Genomic DNA, 22,794 nt, shown 5'->3' on the forward strand with positions numbered 1-22,794 from the left:
AGCTCCTAAAAAGAAATACAAGTATTAAACAAGCTTCAGGATTTCAGTGACAGCATAAGCTACCCCATCATCGTTGTTGCTTTTTGTTATATCGCTTGCTCTTTTCTTTATTTCATCCGGTGCATTTTCCATGGCGAATGATCTAGTCGATACTTCAAATTGAGTTACATCATTTCCTCCATCACCAAATGAATATATTTCATCAAAAACGATTTTTTTCATGTTTTCGTAGCGTCTGATTGCCTTCCCCTTTTGAGCAGTGCTTGATGTAATCTCACAGTTATTAGGAAAAGAAGATGAAAAGGAGACACTAGATAGCTCTTTAAGCGTGTTTTTTACCGTATCAATCCTATCAATTTCTGTTTCATTAACGACAGCAATTAATTTATAAATCTTAATGTCTTTTTGTGCAACGATGCCTTCATAGTCCTGACTGTCAAACATTTGCTGAATTTCATCCCATGATTTTCCTCTTAATGAAGGCAATGTACCAGGGAATCCACCTTTATTCGTATAGACAAGAATGCCAACATTAAGTGGCTTCAATTTAGCCAAAAGCTCAAAATATAATTCCTCTGCAAGCGTTGTTTCATAAAGAAGCTCACCGTTTTCTGCATACATCATGCTTCCATTTAAACAGAAAATAGGCAGCTTTAGCTCAGCAACACCTGCAACTCTAATAACATCGGCATACTGTCTTCCTGTATTTAAAATAACCTCTATATGATTATCCTTCATTTGTTGAATTACTTGTCTATTTTTTTCGGAAATCTGGTGCTGGTCATCCAAAAGTGTGCCGTCCAGATCAATAGATACACATTTCATTTTCGTCTTCCCCCTTAGTACTGTTCTCTTAGTATTATAAACATAAGACCTACCAATAGACAGCTTTTTGCATGCAAAAAAGAGGAGGTCTTATTGCCTCCCCGCTAAATTATTGGTCAAGTGATGTGTCGAGGGGTTTAAGTTTCGCTTCAATTTCTGCTCGCTGCGGCTCTAAGAACGGCGGCAGTGCCAATGATTCACCAAGATGGTCGATATGCTCATCTGTATCAAAGCCAGGCCCGTCTGTCGCAAGCTCAAATAAAATGCCATTAGGCTCTCTGAAATAAAGAGATTTAAAGTAGAAGCGGTCAACGAAACCAGAGTTTTGAAATCTCGATTCATTTACTTTATTTATCCATTCATACAGCTCTTCCTCATCATCAACACGGAAGGCCACATGATGGACTCCGCCTCTGCCAAGACGTTGTACAGGCAGATCTGTTCTTTCCTCGATATGAACCTCGGCACCACTGCCTCCTTCACCTGTTTCAAAGACAAGAATATCTGGTTGATTTTCTAGATGAGAAGAAAATTGGCCACTTGCACGAAAGCCCATGATTTCTGTTAAAACTCGGATTGTTGGCTGTGGTTTACGCACTGTCAATTGCACTGGCCCAAGTCCAACAATGGCATGCTCTAATGGAATTGGTCCTTTTTTCCATGGTGCACCTGCCTTAACGCCTTCATTATGTTCATCTGACACAAGGAAGAAGCGCTGACTTTCAAAATCACGGAATTCCAACGCCTTACGTCCAGCACGCTCTATTATCCCTCCATGAGAAATTTGCAGTTCATCAAATCGCTCCACCCAATATTGTAAGGAAGCATCACTCGGAACACGCAGCGACAGTGCTGAAATACTGCTGACACCTTCTCTGTTTGGAGCAAGGTTCGGAATTTCAAAGAAAGTAAGCTCTGTACCTGGATTACCTTTTTCATCTCCATAAAATAAATGATAAACAGATGTATCATCTTGATTAACCGTTTTTTTAATAAGACGCATGCCTAATACCTTTGTGTAAAAGTCATAGTTTTGTACTGCTTTTGATGTCATTGCTGAAACATGATGGATACCTTTAAACATCATTGTTTTTTCCTTCTTTCTATTTCTGAATTTTTTTCAGCAGTCCAAGTAACTGCTTCATTTCTGCTTCTGTTAATGCTTCAAACTGTGCTGCTTGAAACTCCTCTTGTTTAGGAATCGCATCACGATACAGGTTTTGGCCTTTTTCCGTCAAGGAAACGTATTTCGTTTTCCACTCCTGCCTTCTTTCAATCAAACCCTGCTCCTCCATTTTTTTCAGGAGCTGCGTTATATTTCCTTTTGACACAAGCAGTTTGTCTGCAAGCTCCTGCTGTGAGATGGAATTAGTTTGACCTATTTGGGCAATCATATCGAGCTGGGCGACATTTAACCCAAATTCCTTTAAATGCTGATTGCTTTTTCTGTTGCTTTTGTTATAAAACCTAGATAAACGGAACCATAATAAAACACCTAGCCTTGTATTCCTTTTGGTTTTCATTGTTTATTCACCTTGTTATTTATCAGTTTAGTGATTAACTTATATTATCAGTTTACCCCTAAACTGACGAACAGTCAATATTTATTACCGAAATTTATGCTCAAAAAAAGCTCAAGCGATACAGCGCTTGAGCCTCTACTTTTACATATTAATTTCCAACATTACTGGACAATGGTCGCTTCCTAACACATTACAATGTATTTCTGTATCGACAAGCAGGTCCTTCAAGCGTTCAGAAAGGATGAAATAATCGATTCTCCAACCAATATTCCGCTCTCTGACCTTCGCCATGTATGACCACCATGTATATACATCTCCTCTATCTGGATAAAGATAACGGAAGCTGTCAATGAATCCTGCATCAAGAAGGCTTGTCATTTCTCCTCGCTCCTCTATTGTAAACCCAGAGTTCCCAAGGTTAGATTTAGCATTTTTCAAGTCAATTTCCTGGTGGGCTACATTTAAGTCTCCACAGTATATGACTGGTTTCTTCTCATCAAGTGCTTGAATATACATCTTTAGCTGCTTTTCCCATTCCATTCTATATGGCAAGCGGCTTAAATCTCGTTTAGAGTTAGGCGTATATACATTCAGCAAATAAAATTCAGGAAACTCTAACGTAATCGCGCGTCCTTCCAGCTCTTCGAAATCCTCACCTATACCATATGTGACACTTAGCGGCTTCTGTTTACTAAAGACAGCCGTTCCAGAGTACCCTTTACGCTCCGCATAATTCCAAAATTGATGATATCCCTCTAAATCTAATTGAATCTGCCCTTCTTGCAGCTTTGATTCTTGTATACAAAAAATATCAGCATCTATTTCATGAAAAAAATCTAAAAAGCCCTTTTTCACACAAGCTCTAATTCCATTAACATTCCATGTTACTAGCTTCATTTGTATTGCTCCTTACCTATAAGTTTTACTAAGTTAATAGATTACCATGAATAAAGCAGTGAATAAAGTAATATATCTTTCCATGAAAATACTTTATGAAAAAGAAAGTACCTCAAAAGACTAGTTACTTTATCTACCTTATTTTAATACAATTACTTTTAGTTCTTTGCTTAACTGTGGACAAGACTAAAGCTCACTCTACTTTTAACCACTACAGTGCAAAAAAACGGAACTAGTATGCAACATGTCAAGAGATTGCACACTAGTTCCGTTTTATAGTCAATACTAGAATTGGCATTAAGAATACTTACTATACTATAGTTGGTGATTCTGCATAGCCGACATCATAATGGCGGATGAGTCGATAAAGTCCTTTGGCAATTTGGTCTTTCCCATAAAGTGGTTTGCCGTGTCCTGTGTAGATGATGCTCGGCTCCAGTTTTGCCAGCTTCATGATAGACTCTCTGCTTTCCGCTCTGTTTGGAGTGAAATACGCTGGTGGTCCATGCAGCTCCTCTTTCTGTGTTAATACCGCAAATAAGGATTCTTGTTTAACAGTAACGAAGGCATCTCCTGCCAACAGCAATCCGTCCTTTTTTCTGTATAAGGAAATATGCCCTTTTGTGTGTCCTGGTGTATGGATGCACTCCCACCCCTCCATGAAATTCAGCTCTTCTCCTGGCTGTAGTACTTTCAAGTTAGAATGTAGCTGAATACCATCACGAGGATAAAATGGCGACAAAAACGACATAACGCCCTTCACAATAAATGGTGTTGGTCTTGAATAAACCTCTTCGCCAGTTAAATAGGGCATTTCCTCGCTATGGGCATATATCGGCACATCCCACTCATGCAGCAAGGTTTCCAATGCACCGATGTGATCAAAATGGCCATGTGTCAAGATGATTGCGATTGGTTTTTTTTCACCAAATAATGATTTAGCATATTGCAAAATAAATTTGGCGGAATATGGTATGCCTGCATCGACCAATACCCAATCTTGCTTGTCCTTCCCTAATCCTCCTACTAGAGCTATATTGGCGATAGCTGTTTTATATCCATAAACATCACTTGCTATTTTCATGTAGATGTCTCCTTTTTTCATTTAGTATTACCTAACATTTTAATTTGACACAAAAAATACATTTTTAAGTGGTCATTGAAACCCTTAGAGAAAAAGGATAATACGAGTGTATTATTTATGGAAAGATAGCTTCCTTTGTTTTATGCTCAAACCCAAGATAGGCCTAAGATCAATCGACTCGTAATGTATAAAAAAAGGCAGATGCTTCCTTGGCAATGTATGATGTTCAGTCATCCCATTGATGCCGTTCCATGCTAATAACCTGTATTACTCGTATATAGCCAAGTTGGATATTTTGACCATGCACGAAAAAAAATGATAAGATGACACCGAGGTGAACATAATGATAGATACATTTAAAGCAGTTGTTGTAAATAAACAAGACGAAGATTTCTCTTTGCGTGTAGAACAAGTAAACTTGGACAAGCTGTCTAAAGGCAATGTATTAATAGAAGTGCATTATTCAGGAATAAATTATAAAGATGGTCTCGCGAGTGTGCCTAACGGAAAAATCGTTCGTTCCTATCCACATATCCCTGGTATTGATTTAGCAGGTGTTGTTGTCGAATCGGACGATGATCGATACAAAACGGGAGATAAAGTAATTGCAACCAGCTATGAGATTGGTGTATCTCACAGTGGCGGTTATAGTCAATACGCAAATATCCCGGCAGATTATATTGTGCCGCTTCCAGAAGGTCTTTCATTAAAAGAAGCGATGATTATCGGAACAGCTGGCTTTACTGCTGCATTATCGGTATTGCGCCTAGAAGAAAATGGCTTAAAGCCTGAAAATGGGAAAGTGCTTGTGACAGGCGCAACAGGCGGAGTTGGAAGTTTCGGTGTTGCGATGCTTGCGAAGCTCGGCTATAACGTTGAAGCTAGTACAGGCAAGGAATCGGAGCATGAATATTTAACAGCTATCGGTGCTGGCAGCATCATTTCCAGAGATGAAGTTTATAACGGCAATCTGAAGACATTAGAGAAGCAGCAATGGGCTGGGGCAATCGATCCTGTCGGTGGAGCTACATTAGCAGCTATTGCAAGCAAACTGCAATATAACGGCTCTGTAGCTGTTAGCGGCTTAACTGGTGGCGGAGATGTGCCAACATCCGTTTATCCATTTATATTAAGAGGCGTTAATATATTAGGAATAGATTCGGTTTACTGTCCGATGGAGACAAGACTGAAAGTGTGGGAACGAGTTGCCTCCGACTTAAAAATCGATGACTTTACTCCATTTATCGCCAAAGAAGTTTCACTTGATGAACTTCCTGACCTTCTGCCAACTATTCTAAAAGGCGGAATCCGCGGCAGAATTATTGCAAATATAAAAGGATAAATAAGAAAAGAGGCTGGGGGTTAAAATTAGTTCGTTTCATTGCGCTGCAGCCACTCGCTTTCCGCGGGGAGGAAGCTGAGCCTCCTCGTCTTCGCCTGCGGGGTCTAAAGCGTCCTCTAATTCTCGCAGGAGTCGAGTGACCTCCGCTCCATTCCACTAAGTTTTCTAATCAGTGTAGTAAACCTTAAAAACACAAAAAAGCCGAACTATTTAATCGCTGATTGATTAAATAGTTCGGCTTTTTATGCGGATTCACTTACTTAAAATTTATTATTCGTGTTTAGAAAGGTTATCTTTTGTTTTGTCCCAGCCTCTTTTACTTCATTTGCATCCATGTATCAATATAATGGACAGCAAGATTAACGTTTTCTTGCGGATATGCTTTTGCTACTTTTGCAAGCTCGTTTTTCATATATGCTTTACTTTTTTCATAAAAGCTGATATTGGAACCCTCTGCTGACTCACCAGTTTCGACACCAATATTGATTGATTTGCCTGCATTCTTCGCATACTGTACTTCTGTTTTCACAAGTGTATTAATGCCGTTTGCACCTGATGCTGTATTTCGGTATGCCATAATTGTGACAGAATCTGTGTTTTTGATTGCCCATTTCGCAAGATTGCTTTTTCCATATGTGTTGGCAAATGTAATTTCATCAAACCAAAATGGCATATCAATACTTAAATCTAAGCTTAAATTAGTGCTTAACTGACTACTACGCTTAATCAGCTTCTGATAAGCTAGTACAACATCATCTCTGTCTGTGTTCCATTCTGTTAATATATACGGTTCAACATCAAGATGTACACCACTGAAGCGTTGATTTGCAGCACTGTTCTTTTGGTAATTCTTTAGCCAAGTAAACATGCTGTCCGCATATGCTTGTCCGCCTGCCAATGCCCATTTCGAAGCACCGTCTAATGCATGAACACTGATATCGTTTGTAGTAGCTTTAGCAATAAACTGTTGATATGTTTTCCGTTCAACCTCTTGGTCAATTTGCAGGTACACGTCTGTCACACTATTTTTCACAAGGAAATTAATGACTTTATTTTGTCCAGCTGCGGTTGTTAGTGACCATGGATTCCAAATCCAAGTTGCATTTGTTTTGCTGTTTACAGCAGCATTTGTATGGATAGAAGGTAGCATTAAGCCCACCACCAAAATTAAAATTGCTAGTTTCTTCATTATTATACTTCTCCTTTAGAAAAGCCTAGACCAATCCAAAGGAGAAGTCTGGCAGCTTGGCAGCCATTTGTTTTTATAAACGGTTAGGCCCATAGCTTTGCGTCCTTGCTTTTCAACAAGTTTGCCCTTTTCAGATATATTTTAGTTATCTATATTATAGCGTCATCCAACCTTTTTTCCTAGTACTTTTCTCACAATGAATAGATGAAAATTATGGTAAACAGGGATAAATTACTTAAAATACTTTTTTTCATAAGCTTGTCAGTCAGAAAAGATATTTCTAGTTTACATAATAAAATTATAATCACCTTTGTTCAATTGCTTTACAAACCTCTATCGTTAATTCCTGTGTAATTTCATCTAATTTCGGCTCAAGCACACTATTAACCATCGGGGCAAATGTACCAAATGCGTTAATTTCTAAGTAACCGGTCATTTTCGTTTGCGTTTCTCCAATCTGCTGTGCTGAAAAATAGCCGCTCCCGATAAATTTTTCATTTATTCCTGTCAGCTTAAAAGAAACTTGAGATGGTTCCTCCCATTTCAGTATATCTATTCGTAAAGAAATTTTTTTCTTTATGAAGCCGATATCTGTCTTAAATTCCCATGTTGAAACTAAATCAGAGATGATCTGATGCTGAATATAACCAGGAACTAACGGAGCCCAATTATCCATCGACCTGACAAAATCCCAGACTTTTTCAAGCGGTGCTTTAACAATTACACTATGTTTTTTACTAGGCATTGCTCACACTTCCTTCTCTTCATGTCTATTACTATGCATATTCATATAGGAAGAAAGTATGTTTGCCAAAAGGATTTTTAATTAGTTTACATAATATAATTATTGTTTCTTAATAAAAGTAATCTGATAACTCCATTTCCATCGCTTTTTCCTTTTGATTATCAGACACATGTGTATATTTTTGGGTTGTGTTTAAATTGGTGTGTCCTAACAGCTCTTGAATGGTACGAATATCTCTTCCGTCCCTAACGAGGTGTGTTGCAAAGCTATGTCTCAGCTTATGGCTGGAAATAGACTTTTGCTTCCAATTGTATTCTGGGTATTCCTGTTCAATACTGTCGCAGATTCGCTCTGTTATTTCCTGTATCCGTCTTCTAGAAATCCTTTTTCCTCGTCTTGAGATAAATAAGGCATCCTCATTTCCTCGCATCGGTAGAATTCTATCTTCCTTTATATAAGCCATTAACTCCTCATAAAGCTTTATAGGCAACGGAATATATCTCGTTTTATTCCCTTTCCCTAACACCTGCAGTCCTCTTTTTCCAGTTTGAATCGAGGAGATATTCAATATATGTATCTCGGAAACGCGCAAGCCAGCAAAAGCCATCAAGCCCATCATCACCTTATTTCTTCTTTGATGCTGCTTTTGAGATACAATACTGATCATATCAAAAAATGCCTTCAGCTCATCCTTTTCTAAATAACTCGGCAACTTCCCTTTTTGCTCCTTTGCACTTTCTAATTCAGCTGCAATGTTTTTATGAAGTAACTCGTAATCCATCAAGCACTTAAAAAACGATCTTAATGCCGTCAGTCGTCTATTCCTTGATGTGGCACTATTGCCTCGCTTCGTTTTCAATTCATTCATAAAAAGAGTAATATGCAGTTTTTTCACATCATTCAATTCTACTTTTTCTTGTTTTTTACGAGTCATAAATTCTAAAAACAAGTATATATCTCGTACATAGTTCTCCATTGTAAACTTACTGTAGTCTTTATTATCCATTTCTGTTTTAAAGATAGTGACTTCTTCCTCATACCATTCTGCCAATAACCGATTATCCATCTCTAATAAACCACCAATCTTCGACTTTTATCTATTATTTATTATACTATATTCCTTAAAAAACCGCACATAAGAGATATTATGCGCGGTAATGCAGTCAAAACTGCTACAAAGGAATTAAGTTAGCATCTGCGTGTTATGACCTATTTAATTTATTACAATTTATTGGGATAATTAGTAGAAATAACAAGCTGTCGAAAGCTTATATATGAGGTGTTTCCAATAAAGATTCTGTTTTGGTCAATTGGTATTTTAAATTTAGCTGATGGAATATTGACATATATCGGTATGCACCTCCAGTTGATTGGTGAAGCAAATCCGTTAATGAGTTCCATTTGGGAGCTGTCTCCTTATTTGTTTTTATGCTGTAAAATCGCTTTATCGATTTTTCTGTTTATTCTAGCCGCTTATTTCACAACAAAGCATGTGAAGACCTGGAGATTGATTCTATCTATACCGCTACTATTATATGTGAGTATATTCGCTGTCCATCTTACTTGGATTACATACGCACTTTAAAGTTTAATATAATTATATTATGTAAACTAATAATATCTGTCCACAAAGAATAACTCCTTATCGACGAGATAAGGAGTTTGTTTTTTAAATAATTTTTCTGCCAAGCTGTCCTAAAGCATAATGAATGCCATGCTTTAATGTTTGGAAGCAGTCAAATTGTGATAAGTTAATGTTTGCCTGTGATACGACGATGCTCAGTTCTGGTGATATTCCAACTAAAATTGTTTTAATTCCAATTAGGTTAGCCGCTGAACCGATTTTTTCTAAAAGACTTGCTGTATGCTGACTAATATCTCGATCCAAGCCAGTTAAGTCTAAAACTAAATAACTTGCTTTGTATTGAGGCAAATTATTCAGTGTATTTGTTACGAGTAATTCTGAACGATCTTCATCATACTTGCCTAGTAGCGGAACAATCACGATGTCATCATGGACAGGTATAATCGGAGAGGAGATTCTTTTAACAAGGTCTTTCAGCTCTTTTGTTTTTTCCTCCACAACCTGCTCCAATTGAGATATCTGTTCTGATTCTTTCTTTCGCGCCAGTTCATGGATATTGTCTGATACAGTTATATTGGAAGGGAAATACTCGATGATACTGTATTCATAGCCCTCAAGCTGTTCCTGCACAACCTTATACCAAATATTTGTACCGAATAATTTTGTGAAAATCCCTGCATAATGTGCAGCTAAAAAATGACCGCCTTTTTTCTTGCCTTGTTCAACGTTTATTTTATGTTCCCAGCTGTCTTTTATATGTGCTGTTAATGTTTTGTTCGTGAAATCCAAGTCAAGGATATCTGCTAAGCCCCAGCCTGCAGATGCGTATGTAGCTGTTATGAGAGTAGCTGCTTCCTTCACATCCACATCCTTCATCTTTTCAAAGTAATCACCTACAACAAGCCCTTGTCTAAAGCCTGTAGCTTCAAATACTAAGGTGGATGCCTCCTCACCGGAAATTTCCTCAATTGTATCAAAAAAAGTTCTCATTGCACTGGAAATCCAGAAAAGTACAGAATCTTGTTGTTCAAATATAAACCTGCCTTTTTCTAATTCCCATTCAAAGTTTAAACCACCAATATTAATGGACGAATTATTGCTCATCTTATTCCCCTTCATACGCTCATTTTCTTTTTCTCTATTTATGTATATTCACCTTGCATATATACACCTTTTTACCTGATTTTAAACCTATATTTGCATTTTTTTTGCTGATGTTGTCGTTTAATTTTAACTATTACCCTAAGTTTCACCTTTTGTTATTATAACTAATCCGCAGCAAATTCATATGAAATTTTTTGTATCCTCTCGCCCAAATTGTTTAATAATAAAAACATTATTCATTCATGGAGGAGTGGAGCACGAATGACCTATTGTGAATTAAAACAAACTTATCTTAATGTCGCTGGAATTAATTTGTATTGTGAATACATAATAAATGAAAAACCACCGATTGTTCTTATCCATGGCTTTGCATCCTCAACCTATACCTTCCGCCGAGTTATCCCTTTTCTGCAGAAGCACTATTCTGTCATCGCCATCGACCTTCCTGGCTTTGGAAAAAGTGATAAATCCACCTCATTCATTTATAGCTTTCAAAACTATGCAAAGCTATTGCTAGAATGTATGAATCAGTTTGGATACTCTAATTTTTCTATTGTAGCACATTCTATGGGAGGACAAATAGCCCTTAATATGGCATTACTCGCTCCAGAGAGAGTAAGTAAATTAGTTTTATTATGCAGCTCTGGGTACTTAAAGCGGGCGAGAAAAGCGCTTATTTACACTTCCTATTTGCCGTTATTTGATAAACTCGCCTATTATTATGTGCAAAAAAAAGGGGTTAGACATCATTTAAATAATGTGTTTTTTGACAAAACATTAATCAATGATGAAATGATTGAAGAATTCGGTAAACCATTGAGTGAAAAAGGATTTTATAAAGCTTTAATCCGTCTTCTTCGTCATCGCGAAGGGGATTTATTGCCAAACCAGCTTCAAGATATTCATGCCCCCACACTATTAATTTGGGGTGAGGAGGATCGAGTTGTTCCATTGGAGATAGGCAAACGGCTTGTTCGTGATTTGCCAGACGCACGGTTAATTACCTATAAAAAAACCGGCCATTTAATTACAGAGGAACAGCCTGAGCTTGTCTTTAAAAATATTATGATGCACATGGTCTAACAGGCACAGGTACATAAAAAACTAACTTAAAAGGTAATCCTTCAACGGCCTTTTAAGTTAGCTATTTGAGAGTACTTTAAGACAGCTTTTCCTTTGCTTCTTCATAATAAGGTTCCCCAGCGTCTAAAATAAATTGAAGAATGTCCTCTGCTGCCTTTGTATTAATAAAATTCCGTTGACTTATTATCATTTCATTTAGCTTTTCCCCATTATTTTCGAGTAAATTGGCTAATGTATCTTTTATTTCCTTTGGTTTTTTGCACACTACTCCTAAATTAGAGTTCTCAGCAAAGCTTGGATTATCCTCTTCTTGACCAGGTAACGCACCAGTAATAATAAGTGGCGTATTTGTGGCAATTGCCTCAAACATAACATTCGGGCTTCCTCTTGTAAACGCAATATCAGCTGCTAGCATTAAATCTTGAATGTTTTTTGTAAACCCATATATTTCGACGCGATCGCCATATTTGGATTTCAGTGACATTTCGAGCTTTGTTTTGAGTGTTGTATTTTTTCCAGCTACTATTTTAACGTGGCACTCGAAATGATCCAAGAGATTTTCTGCTATTTTTTTCATATTCCCTACACCTTCACCACCACTCATAATCAAGCATGTTAATGACTGGCCTTCCCTATAAAGCTTACGCGCATTACATTTTGGAAAAAAGCGCGAACGTACTGGAAACCCCGAAACCTTTATTTTTTCATCTGGAATTCCAAATTCAATACATTTATTTTGTGCTTCATATGTAGGGCTAATTATGTAATGGGCCCTTTTATCTGCCCAAAGTGGAAAAATGTTAACAAGGTCAGCAATAAGTGTAAAAAATGGAATTTGGATTTTTTGCTTTTCTAATATATTTAAGATGGAGCCATTAAAGTTAGGATGAACAGATAAAATCATATCCGGCTGGATTTCCTCTAGTAATTTGAGAAAGTTTTCCCTAATCAATGATTCGATAAAATTGTCAACTAGCTGCGGTTTTAACGCAGATAACTTCCAAATCATCTTCCAAAGATGCTCTGAATTTCTGATGATTGGCCCGTAGGATTGGCCAATTTTTAAAAGCAATCGTTTACCAAGAGAAAATCCATCTACTACAAAGATTTCGACATCTTGATAAGTTTGGACTTTTTCGCATAATGATTCTGTAATACTTTTATGACCGTGTCCTGTAATATCAGAAGAAATAATCAGTAATTTCTTTTCCATAAAATCAGCCCTTCTTTAAGATGCCGTATTTTTTAATTGTTTGATTACCTGCTTGTATTGTTTTAAGGAGTATAATGTGCCGATAAAGCCTTCATTCATCTTATGGTCTGCTGATACTGCAATGATTGTAAGAATAGGAAAGAATTTATTTGTGCGAAATCGAAGATCCTTCCAATAGACTAGGTAGCCATTTTTACGTTTTAGTACAAAAGGATAGGCGTATTGGGTACTTGATAGAAAATCTGAAACAAGTGGATGGTTTTTGCTTTCTGACACTAAATCAGGAAATGTAATTTTTTTAACAAGAGAATGATCAATAGTAAGACTGCCCTTTGTGAAAACGCCAAATAAAAAATCTTCTTTCGTTTCGATAATGACATCCCAATGAAATAAGGAAATACGAGGAATCAATTTAATGCGTATAGAGTTTTGAAAATGGAGATGCAAATTTCTTTTTACTAACACTGTGGAAATGGTTCGAACAGCTAGGTACAGGAAAATAAAAAGATAAATAGTTAAAAACACTTCACCCATTGCAAAGAATGGCAGAAGGGAAAATCCAAATAAATGGACTACTAGAATAGTAGGATCTACTAATGGGAGCGAGTCAAACGCAATCCACTTTTTGGAGAATGGAAGTAAAACTTGGGTTCCATGTACATTAAATAAATCAAAAAAAACATGAAGTATAACTGCTAAGAAAGTCCATAAAAATAAATGGAGAAACGATGCCTCTGGCAAAAAGGCATAAATTATACCTGAAACCGCAATACTCCATAGTGGTAATGCAAACAAAGAATGAGATGTAGAACGATGATTGCGGATATAACTGCCTTTTCCTTTCATGCGATAAATATAGTCAAAGTCTGGAGCGTTCGAACCAATTACTGTACCGAATAACACCGCTTGGGACAAAGGAGCAGAATTAGCGACAGCAGGATCAATGTGAGCGAGTGCTGCTAATCCTAAGCCTATGATGATGTGTGAACTCGTATCCATTTCATCACTCCTTATCATTGTTTAACAAACAAAATTGCTCATTTCCAAGTACATTAATATGTATAGGTTTGTCTTCACGTATAATAAATCACCCCCCATATGTTCTTCATTATATTTTGTATGTGTTCCTTCATTCATGGTTTAATGTAAAGATTATGTTTAGATTCTTTCCATTTGTATTTAGATTTACAGTTAATAGACTGTAGTGATGGTGGATCCACATTAGTCATTTAACTAGTGTGCTTGCAAAACCTCCATTTAGCATTTTCTAAGCTCAGCATTTTTCAGGTATACCTTCTCGTTTTAATCTGTTGTTACTATTTCAATACGTATTTCTTTACATATATTAGGCATTTGCTCACTCTGTAGCAATAAGCATGGCATATACTAGGAGGACAGGAATGCTTGGTGCTATTTTTTAAGAGTGTTCATACAATAGGTATAGACAGTACTTCATTAATTATGTTTAGACGTTTGAAGGAGGGGCTATGATGGCGGAGAAAAGTTGGGCAAATATGACATTTCAAAATCTTCAAGAAAACTCTATGACATTTGATGTGGTGTTTCAGCGTATTATTAGCTTTATGGCGAGAAACCCTCGGGGAAATTACCGATTGATGATAGGCACGGATTCACAGGTTCATCCACAGCATACAACCTTTATAACTGGCATTGTCATCCAAAATAAAGGCAAAGGAGCATGGGCTTGTATTAGAAAGACTATTGTTCCAAGAAAGATGTTAGCATTGCATGAAAAGATTTCTTATGAAACAACATTAACAGAGGAAGTTGTCTCTTTATTTACAGAGGAAAGAAAAAATACGATGATTGATATCGTTCTTCCCTTCATTTATAATGGAGCCACTTTTTCAATGGAGGGCCATATCGACATAGGCAGCGGTTCAAGAAATAGAACGAGTGAGTTTGTTAATGAGATGGTTGCTCGGATTGAATCAACTGGAATTGAGCCAAAAATAAAACCGGATTCGTTTGTTGCATCAAGCTATGCTAATAAATATACAAAGTGACCCATTGTTACATAAAAAAAGCCTGTCCTTATTCAGAACAGGGCTAACTTTTATTCTTTTGTTGAGGCCACTTCTTCAGACAATTTTTTGTTTTTGTTAATGAAGTGGATGATAAATGTAATGATAAACGCAAGAATCAAAATCGCAAAGAAAACGTAATGATGCAATTCAAAACCAAAGATACTAGCAAACATTTTCAATGCAATGATGCCGATAAGCACAAATGCTGTATTTTCTAATTCAGGCACCTTTTCAATTAAGACTAGGAACAACTTTGCTACTGTTCTCATCATTAAAATACCAAGCATACCACCCAATAGCAAAATCCAAATTTCATCTGAAACAGCTAATGATGCGAGAATGCTGTCGACAGAAAAGGCTAAGTCTAACAATTCAACAGAAATGACAGTTGCCCAGAAAGCCCCAAACATACGTACAGTCCAGCTGTCTTTTTTTATGCCGCCTGCTTCCTCATCCTTATTATTAAGGAAGAAATGCTGGATAACAATCCAAGCAAGATAAGCAGCTCCAATTACTTTAATCCAAGTAAATTTAATTAAATACACTCCGAGTCCGATGAATAAAAAGCGGAAAAAGTACGCTCCAATCAGTCCATATGTGAGTGCTTTTTTTTGCTTGTCCTTAGGAAGATGCTTAACCATGATAGCAAGCACTAGCGCATTGTCTGCTGAAAGAAGACCTTCAAGAATGACAAGTGAACCAATTAATCCCCAAGAAACAGGGTCTGATAATACTTTAACCCACATCTCTCCATCAAAGAATGAAGCGTAAGTAGAAAGTATTTGATGTAAAATGTCCAATCAAAAAGCCCCCATATCATTATATTAAAAATTGATAATGAGAACATTATACTCCTAAAAATAGACAACTGCAATCCTTTGAACTAGACGGAAAGCGTTGCCTTTTTTCATTTTTTATTCAATCCTTAAACAATGTGTAGTAACTCACACTGTTCAAGGACATATTGTTTATTGCAAATCTTCAAATTCCTTTGCCATTCTTTCCAAGGCAGTTTGGATAATAGATCTTGGTGATGGAATACAGATTCTCTGATATGCTTTTCCTTCTTCACCAAACATGCTTCCATCTTCGAGCAGGACGTTGGCTCTATTATATATTCGGTCATGAACCTCCTCCGGCGTTATGTTATACGCAGAAAAATCCATCCACATAATATAGGTTCCTTCAGGTATCGTTACCTTCACTTTCGGCATGTTTTTATCGATAAATTTCTTGACCATTTCCATTGTGCCATCAATATATGCTTTTAAATCCTCCAGCCATTCCTCTCCTTCTCGGTACACAGCAATGAGCGCTGAAATGGTAAATGGTGAAGCCATTTGATAGCCCATTGTTTTCAAAAATTGTTTGCGGAGCTTCAGGTTCGGAATAATCGCATTTGTGCAATGGAGACCTGCTACATTAAAGGTCTTGCTGATAGCCGTAAGGGTGATAAGCAAATCGTTATCTGCTAATTTCGCCATTGGGATAAACTGCTCATTTCTTCTAATTAAATCACCGTGTATCTCATCTGCAACAATTAAAACATCATGCTTTTTACAAATATCTGCTAAACTTTGCAATTCCTCCTTGCGAAAGTTTCTTCCTGTTGGATTATGAGGATTGCATAATAAGAACATTTTTGTGCTAGAATCACTTGCTTTTCTTTCAAAATCTGCAAAGTCGATGGTATAGTAGCCGTTTTCATCACATTGAAGCGGATTATTAACAACTGTTCTTCCGTTTCCTTCAATAGCCGAAGTAAAAGGTGGATATACAGGACGCTGAATAATGACACCTTCACCTGGTTCTGAAAAAGCGCGAATAGCCATATTCATTGCATGTACTGTCCCAGGACTATATACAATATGGTCTTTATCTATTTCCCAGTCATGTCTTTTTTTGAACCAATATTGAATCGCTTCATAGTATTCATCAGGAAAAATCGAATAGCCGTAAATCCTGTTGTCCACCGTTTTATGCAATGCTTTGACTAACGCATTTGGCACAGGCAAATCCATGTCTGCCGTAAACAAAGGAATAGTGTCTTCATCATATCTTTCCGTAAGACCCATCTCCTTTATCATTTTACCGCCATCCCATTTGACTGAATAAGTATTCCTACGATTAACAACCTCATCAAAATTATTTATCATGACTTCCACTTTCCTTTCACATCATCAGAATATGTATATGTTAAGCTGCATCTTAATCTTCTTCATAAATCATCTTTACAGTCATCCCACCATCTACTGTCAGGTTAGTGCCTGTGATGAAATTGTTGTCTCTATTTGTTAAAAAGAGACAAGCTCTTGCAATATCTGCCGGCATGCCTACCCTTTTAGATAGATGCTGATCATGATCAACAGCCCTTAACTCTTCATAGTGCTTTGTTTCAATCCAGCCAGGCGCGATACTGTTAACAGCAATCCGGTCATTAGCCAAGCTATTCGCTAATGCATGAGTAATGGCCATAATTCCGCCTTTGCTTGCACTATAGCTTTCTGTATTTGGTTCAGACATATATGCCCTTGTTGAAGACATGTTTACAATAGAGCCACCATTTTCATTTTGTTTCATGATTTTTGCTGCTTCACGTGAACATAAAAATACACTTCGCAAATTTGTGTGTAAGACATCTTCCCATTCATCCAAGGTTAGTTCATAAACAGACTTAAACAGAGCCTTTCCTGCATTATTTATTAATATGTCAATTTTTCCAAACTGTTGCTGCGTCTTTTCCATTAATTGAATGACATCTTGCTCCTGTCTTACATCTGTTTTAATAAAAGCTGCGTTTTCAGAATGATTAGAGGCTTTAATAATCTCAATTGATGCAGCTTCATCGATATCTGCAAAAACTACCTTAGCTCCTTCCTTTAAATAATGCTCTGCAATGCTCCTGCCAATCCCATTACTTGCTCCAGTTACAATAACGACCTGATTTAAAAATTTCATGGCTTCTCCTTCTTTCATTTATTTCTATATTAATATTGTATTAAAGGACTGGCGAGATATCAAAAATTACCTCGAATAAATTGATTTTGTTTTTTCCATCACAGTAAAACAGCCTTATTTTCGTTATATAAAAAAGGTGTTAATATGGAATTCTTTTATATTATTTATTTTTTCTAATGCTTGATTTTTATTTTATGATTTGTTTGAGTGCGTAAAATTATTTTAATTTAGCGGATTACGTTTACTATATTTCTTCTCCATTCTCACAAATTTACGATATGTTTCGGTAATGGGGTGCACCGAATGAAATGCTTTATTGCTGACTACTTTTAAGTAAAAAAAACGCCCCAAGTAATTGGAGCGTTCTTTATTCTTGAACATCTCTTACAAAAATGTTTTCAAACAAACCTTCCCAATAGTCATCATTGTTTGTCCACTTTTCGTATACAGGCATTTCCACTACCGTTACATTTTTGATTGGCCAATTTTTCACTTCCATATCCTGTCTGTTATTATGATTGACGACAAGTATATGAAACTGATGCTTTACTAGGTCGGATAAAACGGATTGCAGCTGAAGTGTATCTGAAAATGATGCTTCTGTCCTGACAAACAACAAACGTTCCCCTTTTTCAAAGTATTCCAGCATTCTTGCTACACGTCTATCTACCTTCTGTTTTACCTTTGAATATTCTGGGAAGTTTGTGAATGTATTGCTGTCTGCTCTGAAATCATGGCTAGATACAATGTTGTAAGCGGTATCTGTGATGACCAAGTGTGGATCAGTAGAGTTGATGCCTGTTGAATACTCTCCTGTTGCTTTCAGATTGTGAAGTTCCATATATTCTGAAAATCTGTTAGCTAGCAGTCTAGTAACATCTGGAAGGTTGTTGGAAGCCATCCAGTCTAGTGGACCAGCAAATGGACGCAAATTAAATTTACGCAATTGGATGCTTGCTAAGCACAAATCCCCTAAGCTGAAAATAGCATCATACGTTCCTTTCATTTCTTGTACACTCATATATTCAAAGTCTCCTTTATTCATGCATTCATTTTGAACGGATTGAAATTCCATTAAAAATTTGTTGCCAGTGATGATTATTTCCATCCCATATATCTTCATTTGGCAGGCATATCGAACATACATTTTCAATATAACATTCTTGCTCAATTAGTTCGGTAATAGGATAATGATTAATGACTAATAATGTAAAGTCTCCTTTGACAACCTCCCGAAGTGCGGATTGGAGCTCAATTATTTCTTCAATGGATGCTACTGTCCGAATGAATAAGATACGGTTATCAGTTTGTACACTCTGAATGAACCTAGTGATCCTTCTGTAGTATTTCTCCTTTACAACTGGCAGATCCATCAGATTATCAAGCGTATTTCTATCTGTTTTAAAATCATGATTAAAGCTGATGATGTTATCAATATCATACACAAGCAAATCGGAGTCTGAAGCATATCCAGTTGGGACTAGGTTCTCCTCTGCTAGAAAATCAGTAAAATATGTGCGGATTAGCTTAGCTACCTTATGCACATACTGTATCCCTACCCAATCTAGTGGACCGGCAAATGGCCTTAGATGAAACTGTCTCATTTTCATGGCTGGAAGGCAGTTTTCACCTAAACTATAAACAGCATCATACTCACCTTTAATTTCATTAAGCTTCATGTACTTACTCCTTTTAATAACACTTGCGTGCCATTATCAAAATGAAAACTCATAGAGCCAAGCATGTGATGAAAAACAGTCTATCAGTTTATGTCAAAAAAATCGGCTGAAGTTTTGGGATTGGCTTCTTAAGCATAAGTGGGTAGTTATTGGTTAGTTGTTATAATAATGATACGTTCTTTTTAAGCCTTCACTTATACTGTACTTCGGTTTCCATCCAAGCTGTTCACAGCATTTTTCATTTAAAAGACAGCTATGCTTTATATCACCTGTCCGACTGTTAACATGCATTGTTTCAAGGCTGTCCGGATGAAGCTCTAAAAGTATCTCAGCAAGTTGACTAATAGATGTCGGCTTATTTGTACTCACATGAAAAATATCATTACGGTCGTTTTTCATCGCTGCAATGTTTGCATCCACAACATCTTCAACAAATACAAAGTCTCTTGTCTGTTTACCATCTCCATGGATTTTTAAGCAGCTTCCTTCCTTTATCCTATCCATAAAAACGGCAATGACGCCACCTTCCCCCTTGGCAGTTTGTCTTGGACCATATACATTTCCATAGCGCAGGATGGTGAAATCCAATCCGTATAATTCCTGATAAAGTTGAATATATTTTTCAGCAGATAATTTGGACAACCCGTAATAAGATATAGGTGTCGTATGATCTTGTTCATCAATCGTTGCTTTTTGGAGATTGCCATACACAGCAGATGTCGAAGAAAAAATAATTTTTTTCACCTTTGCTTTTCGGCATCCTTCTAAAATGTTAATAGTACCATTGATGTTGATGTCTGCATCTTCACATGGATTATTTATTGACCGTGTAACATCTGCTTGTGCTGCTAAGTGGAATACAAATTCAGGTTTTTCTTCTGATATAATTGCTTGAGCCCTTTCACTGCGAATATCCACTTCATGTACAATCACATTTGGATGGTCATGGTAATAATGGCCTGATGAAAAATTATCCAGTATATGAACTTCATATCCCGCTTTTAATAAGTGATCTGTTAAATGAGAACCGATAAATCCTGCTCCACCAGTAACTGCTACTTTCATCCTTTTGCTCCTCTACTCATTTTTAATAGCTTATGATAATCGAGTATGCTGTGTATATGGCGGGTGACCATACAGAGCAAAAAATGGACTTTCTCGATAAGCTTAGAAAAAAAAGCGAATGGCTACAAACCATTCGCTAAAGCTCATATTCTTTCCGATGGCATATTGTTAATTGCTGTTGAATCGGGAATTTTGTAATCAACTGGTACTTTCGTTGCTATCCCATCTATAAATTGCCTATCGACAAATGCTTTTTTTGTCTGACCCTTTATTGCAAACAAATCATCAAAGTTATCACTAGACATTTCATCGAATATTTTAATCATACGGGAGTTAGGAAGCTGATAATCAGTTGGTAAAGCTCCCACAATAGAATCAAATAGTGAAGGGTCCACAAAATACTGCTTTGTTTCTGTTTTTTCAGCAAAAAGAGACTTATAGACATCACTTGACATCTTTGAAAAAACCTCTAATGTACTTACATTAGGAAGCAAATAATTTTGAGGTAGCGCCTGACCAAGCTGATCCATTATATGTTTATCAATAAACAACGGATTTTGACTGGTATTTGCAGAGGTGTTTCTGATAAATAAATGTTGATACGATTCTATCTTCATCGGCTGAAAAACAGAAATTGACTTTTCGTTCGGTATTTTGTAGTCAGCGGGAAGTACAGTATTGATTTTTTCCCAGACCCGTTTCTGCTCCTCCAACCTTTGCTGCTCTTCCAGTTTTTGCTGTTCCTCTAGCCTTTGCTGCTCTTCCAGTTTTTGCTGTTCCTCTAGCCTTTGCTGCTCTTCCAGTTTTTGCTGTTCCTGCCATCTTTGCTGTTCCTTTAGTCTGTGCTGCTCCTTTTGTTTTTGCTCTTCCTTTAGCCTTTGCTGCTTCTCCATCCACTGTTGCTGCTCTAACCTTCGTTGCTCAGCTACTATTTGTTGCTGCTCTAACCTTCGTTGCTGTTCCTGTTTTCTAAGCTGGTCCCGCTCTCGCTGCTGCTCGAACCATTTCTGATAATTCAGCCAGTGTTGATGTTGACGCCATTGCAGAGGTTGCTGCGTTTTCATATTACTCCGCTCATTATTATCATTACTTGGATTTTCATCTTTATGATAAGGATTCGTCTTGTCCGTCTCTTCCTTTTTTACAGTAAAGGGGAGAATTTTATGGATGTTCTGTTTCCAAGGAAACTTCATTATTTTCCTTCCTCCCTCCTTTTTGCTAATGCAAGCTCATATACTTCCAAAATACTTTTGGCTCCTTTAGATAAGGACCAATAATCCAATCCCCATATTTTTGCATTATTACCGATGATTGACTGGAAATTAGGAGTATTTAACAACAGCTGTAACAGACTGTATAACGCATCAACATCTCCAGCTGGATAAATCAGTCCTGTGACCCCGTCCTCTACCATTTCAGGTAGTCCTCCTGCATTACTAACAATAGCAGGCTTTCCGGCAATTTGTGCTTCCACCAGGGATAGTGGCTGATTTTCCAATAGACTAGGAAAAACATAGATATCTGACTGGGATAATAAATATGGGACATCGCTTCTGTTACCAAAGAAAAACACATCGTCCTCTAATCCAAGTTCTATTGTTTGTTTTTCCAATTCCTTTTGTTTATCGCCTTCTCCAATAATCCAACATACCCAATCATCCCTGTCTTCCTTAAGTTTTCCTAAGGCAGCAATCAGGTGGTGCACGCCCTTCATTTCAATAAGTCGCCCAGTATAGGTAATGATTGTCTTATCTTCAGGAATCAGTAGTGATTTGTTAACCTTTTGGGATTCCAAAAGAAATGTATCTGTATCAAATCCATAGTGAAGCACCTTTATTTGCTCTTCAGGGACTTGGAATTCCTCTGTCAGAATTTTTTTCATCCAATTGTTTGCTACAATTGTGTAGGATGCGGCAGTAGCACCTACACTCTCCAATTCATCATAGTAGGCACGAGCCATAAAGGAAGTCGGAGATTTATGCATTCCTGTCAGCTGGTGCCTTATTTCATGCGCCACCGAACCATGAAGTGTTGCAACTAACACCGTGCTCTCCGGTAGTACCCTTGCAATACTTGCAGTTGCAATCACATCCTGTGTGTGTATAACATCATATTCTGCAAGTCCAAGATACGCTGCTGAAAGCTCAAAAACATAGCGCTGAAATTCAGTATATTTCACGAGTGCATTTGCATGTATCTCTGGGTATGCTTCTTCATTAAGCTTCGCTTCGAGCAATGGCATAATTTTTTCTTTCTCAATTGCCTTATCTTTATTGTAGATATATACAGCACTTGCATCCTCATTAAAGCCAAGCAGATCTACCACATGACCTAGTTTTTCAAGTTCTCTTTTTTGTTGTTCCATATAATGCCAAACCCCGCCAACATGGGGGATTGGCCAATAGGTGGCTAATAATATTTTCATGTCTATCAACTCTTCTCCTTTTCTATAAA

General features: G+C 37.1%; 23 protein-coding genes and 1 riboswitch. Of the genes, 4 read left to right on the plus strand and 19 right to left on the minus strand.

Going from position 1 to position 22,794, the window contains the following annotated elements; genetic code table 11:
- Positions 1–24: 24 nt before the first annotated feature.
- From NQZ71_RS12150 to NQZ71_RS12170, 5 genes are all read right to left on the minus strand, one after another.
- On the minus strand, positions 25–825 hold the full coding sequence (locus NQZ71_RS12150) for an HAD family hydrolase (RefSeq protein WP_317010708.1): 801 nt from the start codon (positions 823–825) through the stop codon (positions 25–27).
- A 109-nt stretch (positions 826–934) separates the two neighbouring features.
- Positions 935–1,912 carry a ring-cleaving dioxygenase gene (locus NQZ71_RS12155; RefSeq protein ID WP_317010709.1) on the minus strand — a complete coding sequence of 326 codons (978 nt, stop codon included), beginning with the start codon at positions 1,910–1,912 and terminating at the stop codon, positions 935–937.
- A 16-nt stretch (positions 1,913–1,928) separates the two neighbouring features.
- A complete protein-coding gene (locus NQZ71_RS12160) occupies positions 1,929–2,348 on the minus strand; it encodes a MarR family winged helix-turn-helix transcriptional regulator (RefSeq protein WP_127741581.1) in 420 nt (139 codons plus the stop codon).
- 141 nt (positions 2,349–2,489) lie between these two features.
- Positions 2,490–3,245, minus strand: a complete 756-nt coding sequence (locus NQZ71_RS12165) for an exodeoxyribonuclease III (protein ID WP_144455944.1) — start codon at positions 3,243–3,245, stop codon at positions 2,490–2,492.
- 310 nt (positions 3,246–3,555) lie between these two features.
- Positions 3,556–4,329: an MBL fold metallo-hydrolase gene (locus tag NQZ71_RS12170; RefSeq protein ID WP_317010710.1), complete on the minus strand. Its 774-nt coding sequence runs from the start codon at positions 4,327–4,329 to the stop codon at positions 3,556–3,558.
- Positions 4,330–4,672: 343 nt separating this feature from the next.
- Here NQZ71_RS12170 and NQZ71_RS12175 point away from each other — a divergent pair, with 343 nt between their 5' ends.
- Complete coding sequence (locus NQZ71_RS12175) at positions 4,673–5,671, plus strand: acrylyl-CoA reductase family protein (protein ID WP_144455948.1); 999 nt, start codon at positions 4,673–4,675, stop codon at positions 5,669–5,671.
- A 316-nt stretch (positions 5,672–5,987) separates the two neighbouring features.
- Here the strand turns inward: NQZ71_RS12175 and NQZ71_RS12180 are convergent, their stop codons facing one another.
- From NQZ71_RS12180 to NQZ71_RS12190, 3 genes are all read right to left on the minus strand, one after another.
- Positions 5,988–6,860 (minus strand): amidase, encoded by an 873-nt coding sequence (locus NQZ71_RS12180; RefSeq protein WP_317010711.1) that lies wholly within the window; start codon positions 6,858–6,860, stop codon positions 5,988–5,990.
- Positions 6,861–6,907: 47 nt separating this feature from the next.
- A riboswitch (cyclic di-GMP riboswitch) is annotated at positions 6,908–6,996 on the minus strand.
- A 168-nt stretch (positions 6,997–7,164) separates the two neighbouring features.
- Positions 7,165–7,605, minus strand: a complete 441-nt coding sequence (locus tag NQZ71_RS12185; protein WP_317010712.1) for an SRPBCC family protein — start codon at positions 7,603–7,605, stop codon at positions 7,165–7,167.
- 109 nt (positions 7,606–7,714) lie between these two features.
- Complete coding sequence (locus NQZ71_RS12190; protein WP_275007578.1) at positions 7,715–8,671, minus strand: tyrosine-type recombinase/integrase; 957 nt, start codon at positions 8,669–8,671, stop codon at positions 7,715–7,717.
- A 213-nt stretch (positions 8,672–8,884) separates the two neighbouring features.
- Here NQZ71_RS12190 and NQZ71_RS12195 point away from each other — a divergent pair, with 213 nt between their 5' ends.
- The gene (locus NQZ71_RS12195; RefSeq protein WP_186304046.1) at positions 8,885–9,190 is read left to right on the plus strand and encodes a DUF5658 family protein; all 306 of its coding nucleotides are present in this window, start codon (positions 8,885–8,887) and stop codon (positions 9,188–9,190) included.
- 84 nt (positions 9,191–9,274) lie between these two features.
- On the opposite strand, the gene NQZ71_RS12200 is transcribed toward NQZ71_RS12195, so the two are convergent.
- The gene (locus NQZ71_RS12200; protein ID WP_144454933.1) at positions 9,275–10,294 is read right to left on the minus strand and encodes an STAS domain-containing protein; all 1,020 of its coding nucleotides are present in this window, start codon (positions 10,292–10,294) and stop codon (positions 9,275–9,277) included.
- Between the two features lie 261 nt (positions 10,295–10,555).
- Between NQZ71_RS12200 and NQZ71_RS12205 the strand changes: the two genes are divergently transcribed.
- A complete protein-coding gene (locus NQZ71_RS12205; protein ID WP_144454932.1) occupies positions 10,556–11,377 on the plus strand; it encodes an alpha/beta fold hydrolase in 822 nt (273 codons plus the stop codon).
- Between the two features lie 76 nt (positions 11,378–11,453).
- On the opposite strand, the gene NQZ71_RS12210 is transcribed toward NQZ71_RS12205, so the two are convergent.
- The gene (locus NQZ71_RS12210) at positions 11,454–12,590 is read right to left on the minus strand and encodes an MGDG synthase family glycosyltransferase (RefSeq protein ID WP_317010714.1); all 1,137 of its coding nucleotides are present in this window, start codon (positions 12,588–12,590) and stop codon (positions 11,454–11,456) included.
- 15 nt (positions 12,591–12,605) lie between these two features.
- The gene (locus tag NQZ71_RS12215; protein WP_317010715.1) at positions 12,606–13,589 is read right to left on the minus strand and encodes a metal-dependent hydrolase; all 984 of its coding nucleotides are present in this window, start codon (positions 13,587–13,589) and stop codon (positions 12,606–12,608) included.
- A gap of 491 nt (positions 13,590–14,080) precedes the next feature.
- Between NQZ71_RS12215 and NQZ71_RS12220 the strand changes: the two genes are divergently transcribed.
- Positions 14,081–14,617, plus strand: coding sequence for a ribonuclease H-like YkuK family protein (locus tag NQZ71_RS12220; protein WP_275008077.1), 537 nt, complete (start codon positions 14,081–14,083; stop codon positions 14,615–14,617).
- 50 nt (positions 14,618–14,667) lie between these two features.
- Here the strand turns inward: NQZ71_RS12220 and NQZ71_RS12225 are convergent, their stop codons facing one another.
- The 8 genes from NQZ71_RS12225 to NQZ71_RS12260 all read right to left on the minus strand — a co-directional run bounded on the left by NQZ71_RS12225 (position 14,668) and on the right by NQZ71_RS12260 (position 22,765).
- Positions 14,668–15,438: a TerC family protein gene (locus NQZ71_RS12225; protein ID WP_144454929.1), complete on the minus strand. Its 771-nt coding sequence runs from the start codon at positions 15,436–15,438 to the stop codon at positions 14,668–14,670.
- Between the two features lie 168 nt (positions 15,439–15,606).
- On the minus strand, positions 15,607–16,794 hold the full coding sequence (locus tag NQZ71_RS12230) for a MalY/PatB family protein (RefSeq protein ID WP_317010716.1): 1,188 nt from the start codon (positions 16,792–16,794) through the stop codon (positions 15,607–15,609).
- A 52-nt stretch (positions 16,795–16,846) separates the two neighbouring features.
- Positions 16,847–17,596 carry a glucose 1-dehydrogenase gene (locus tag NQZ71_RS12235; RefSeq protein ID WP_144454927.1) on the minus strand — a complete coding sequence of 250 codons (750 nt, stop codon included), beginning with the start codon at positions 17,594–17,596 and terminating at the stop codon, positions 16,847–16,849.
- A 367-nt stretch (positions 17,597–17,963) separates the two neighbouring features.
- Positions 17,964–18,617 (minus strand): DUF1796 family putative cysteine peptidase, encoded by a 654-nt coding sequence (locus NQZ71_RS12240; RefSeq protein ID WP_317010717.1) that lies wholly within the window; start codon positions 18,615–18,617, stop codon positions 17,964–17,966.
- A gap of 28 nt (positions 18,618–18,645) precedes the next feature.
- The gene (locus NQZ71_RS12245) at positions 18,646–19,275 is read right to left on the minus strand and encodes a DUF1796 family putative cysteine peptidase (RefSeq protein WP_144454925.1); all 630 of its coding nucleotides are present in this window, start codon (positions 19,273–19,275) and stop codon (positions 18,646–18,648) included.
- Between the two features lie 153 nt (positions 19,276–19,428).
- A complete protein-coding gene (locus NQZ71_RS12250; RefSeq protein WP_317010718.1) occupies positions 19,429–20,340 on the minus strand; it encodes an NAD-dependent epimerase/dehydratase family protein in 912 nt (303 codons plus the stop codon).
- Between the two features lie 143 nt (positions 20,341–20,483).
- Entirely contained in the window at positions 20,484–21,533 is a 1,050-nt protein-coding gene (locus NQZ71_RS12255; RefSeq protein ID WP_275007573.1) for a hypothetical protein, read from the minus strand.
- Positions 21,533–22,765 carry a glycosyltransferase family 4 protein gene (locus NQZ71_RS12260; protein ID WP_317010719.1) on the minus strand — a complete coding sequence of 411 codons (1,233 nt, stop codon included), beginning with the start codon at positions 22,763–22,765 and terminating at the stop codon, positions 21,533–21,535. Before NQZ71_RS12260 ends, NQZ71_RS12255 begins: the two co-directional genes overlap by 1 nt.
- Between the last annotated feature and the right edge of the window lie 29 nt (positions 22,766–22,794).

This window comes from Niallia taxi (genome assembly GCF_032818155.1).
Taxonomy (GTDB): Bacteria; Bacillota; Bacilli; order Bacillales; family Cytobacillaceae; genus Niallia; species Niallia taxi_A.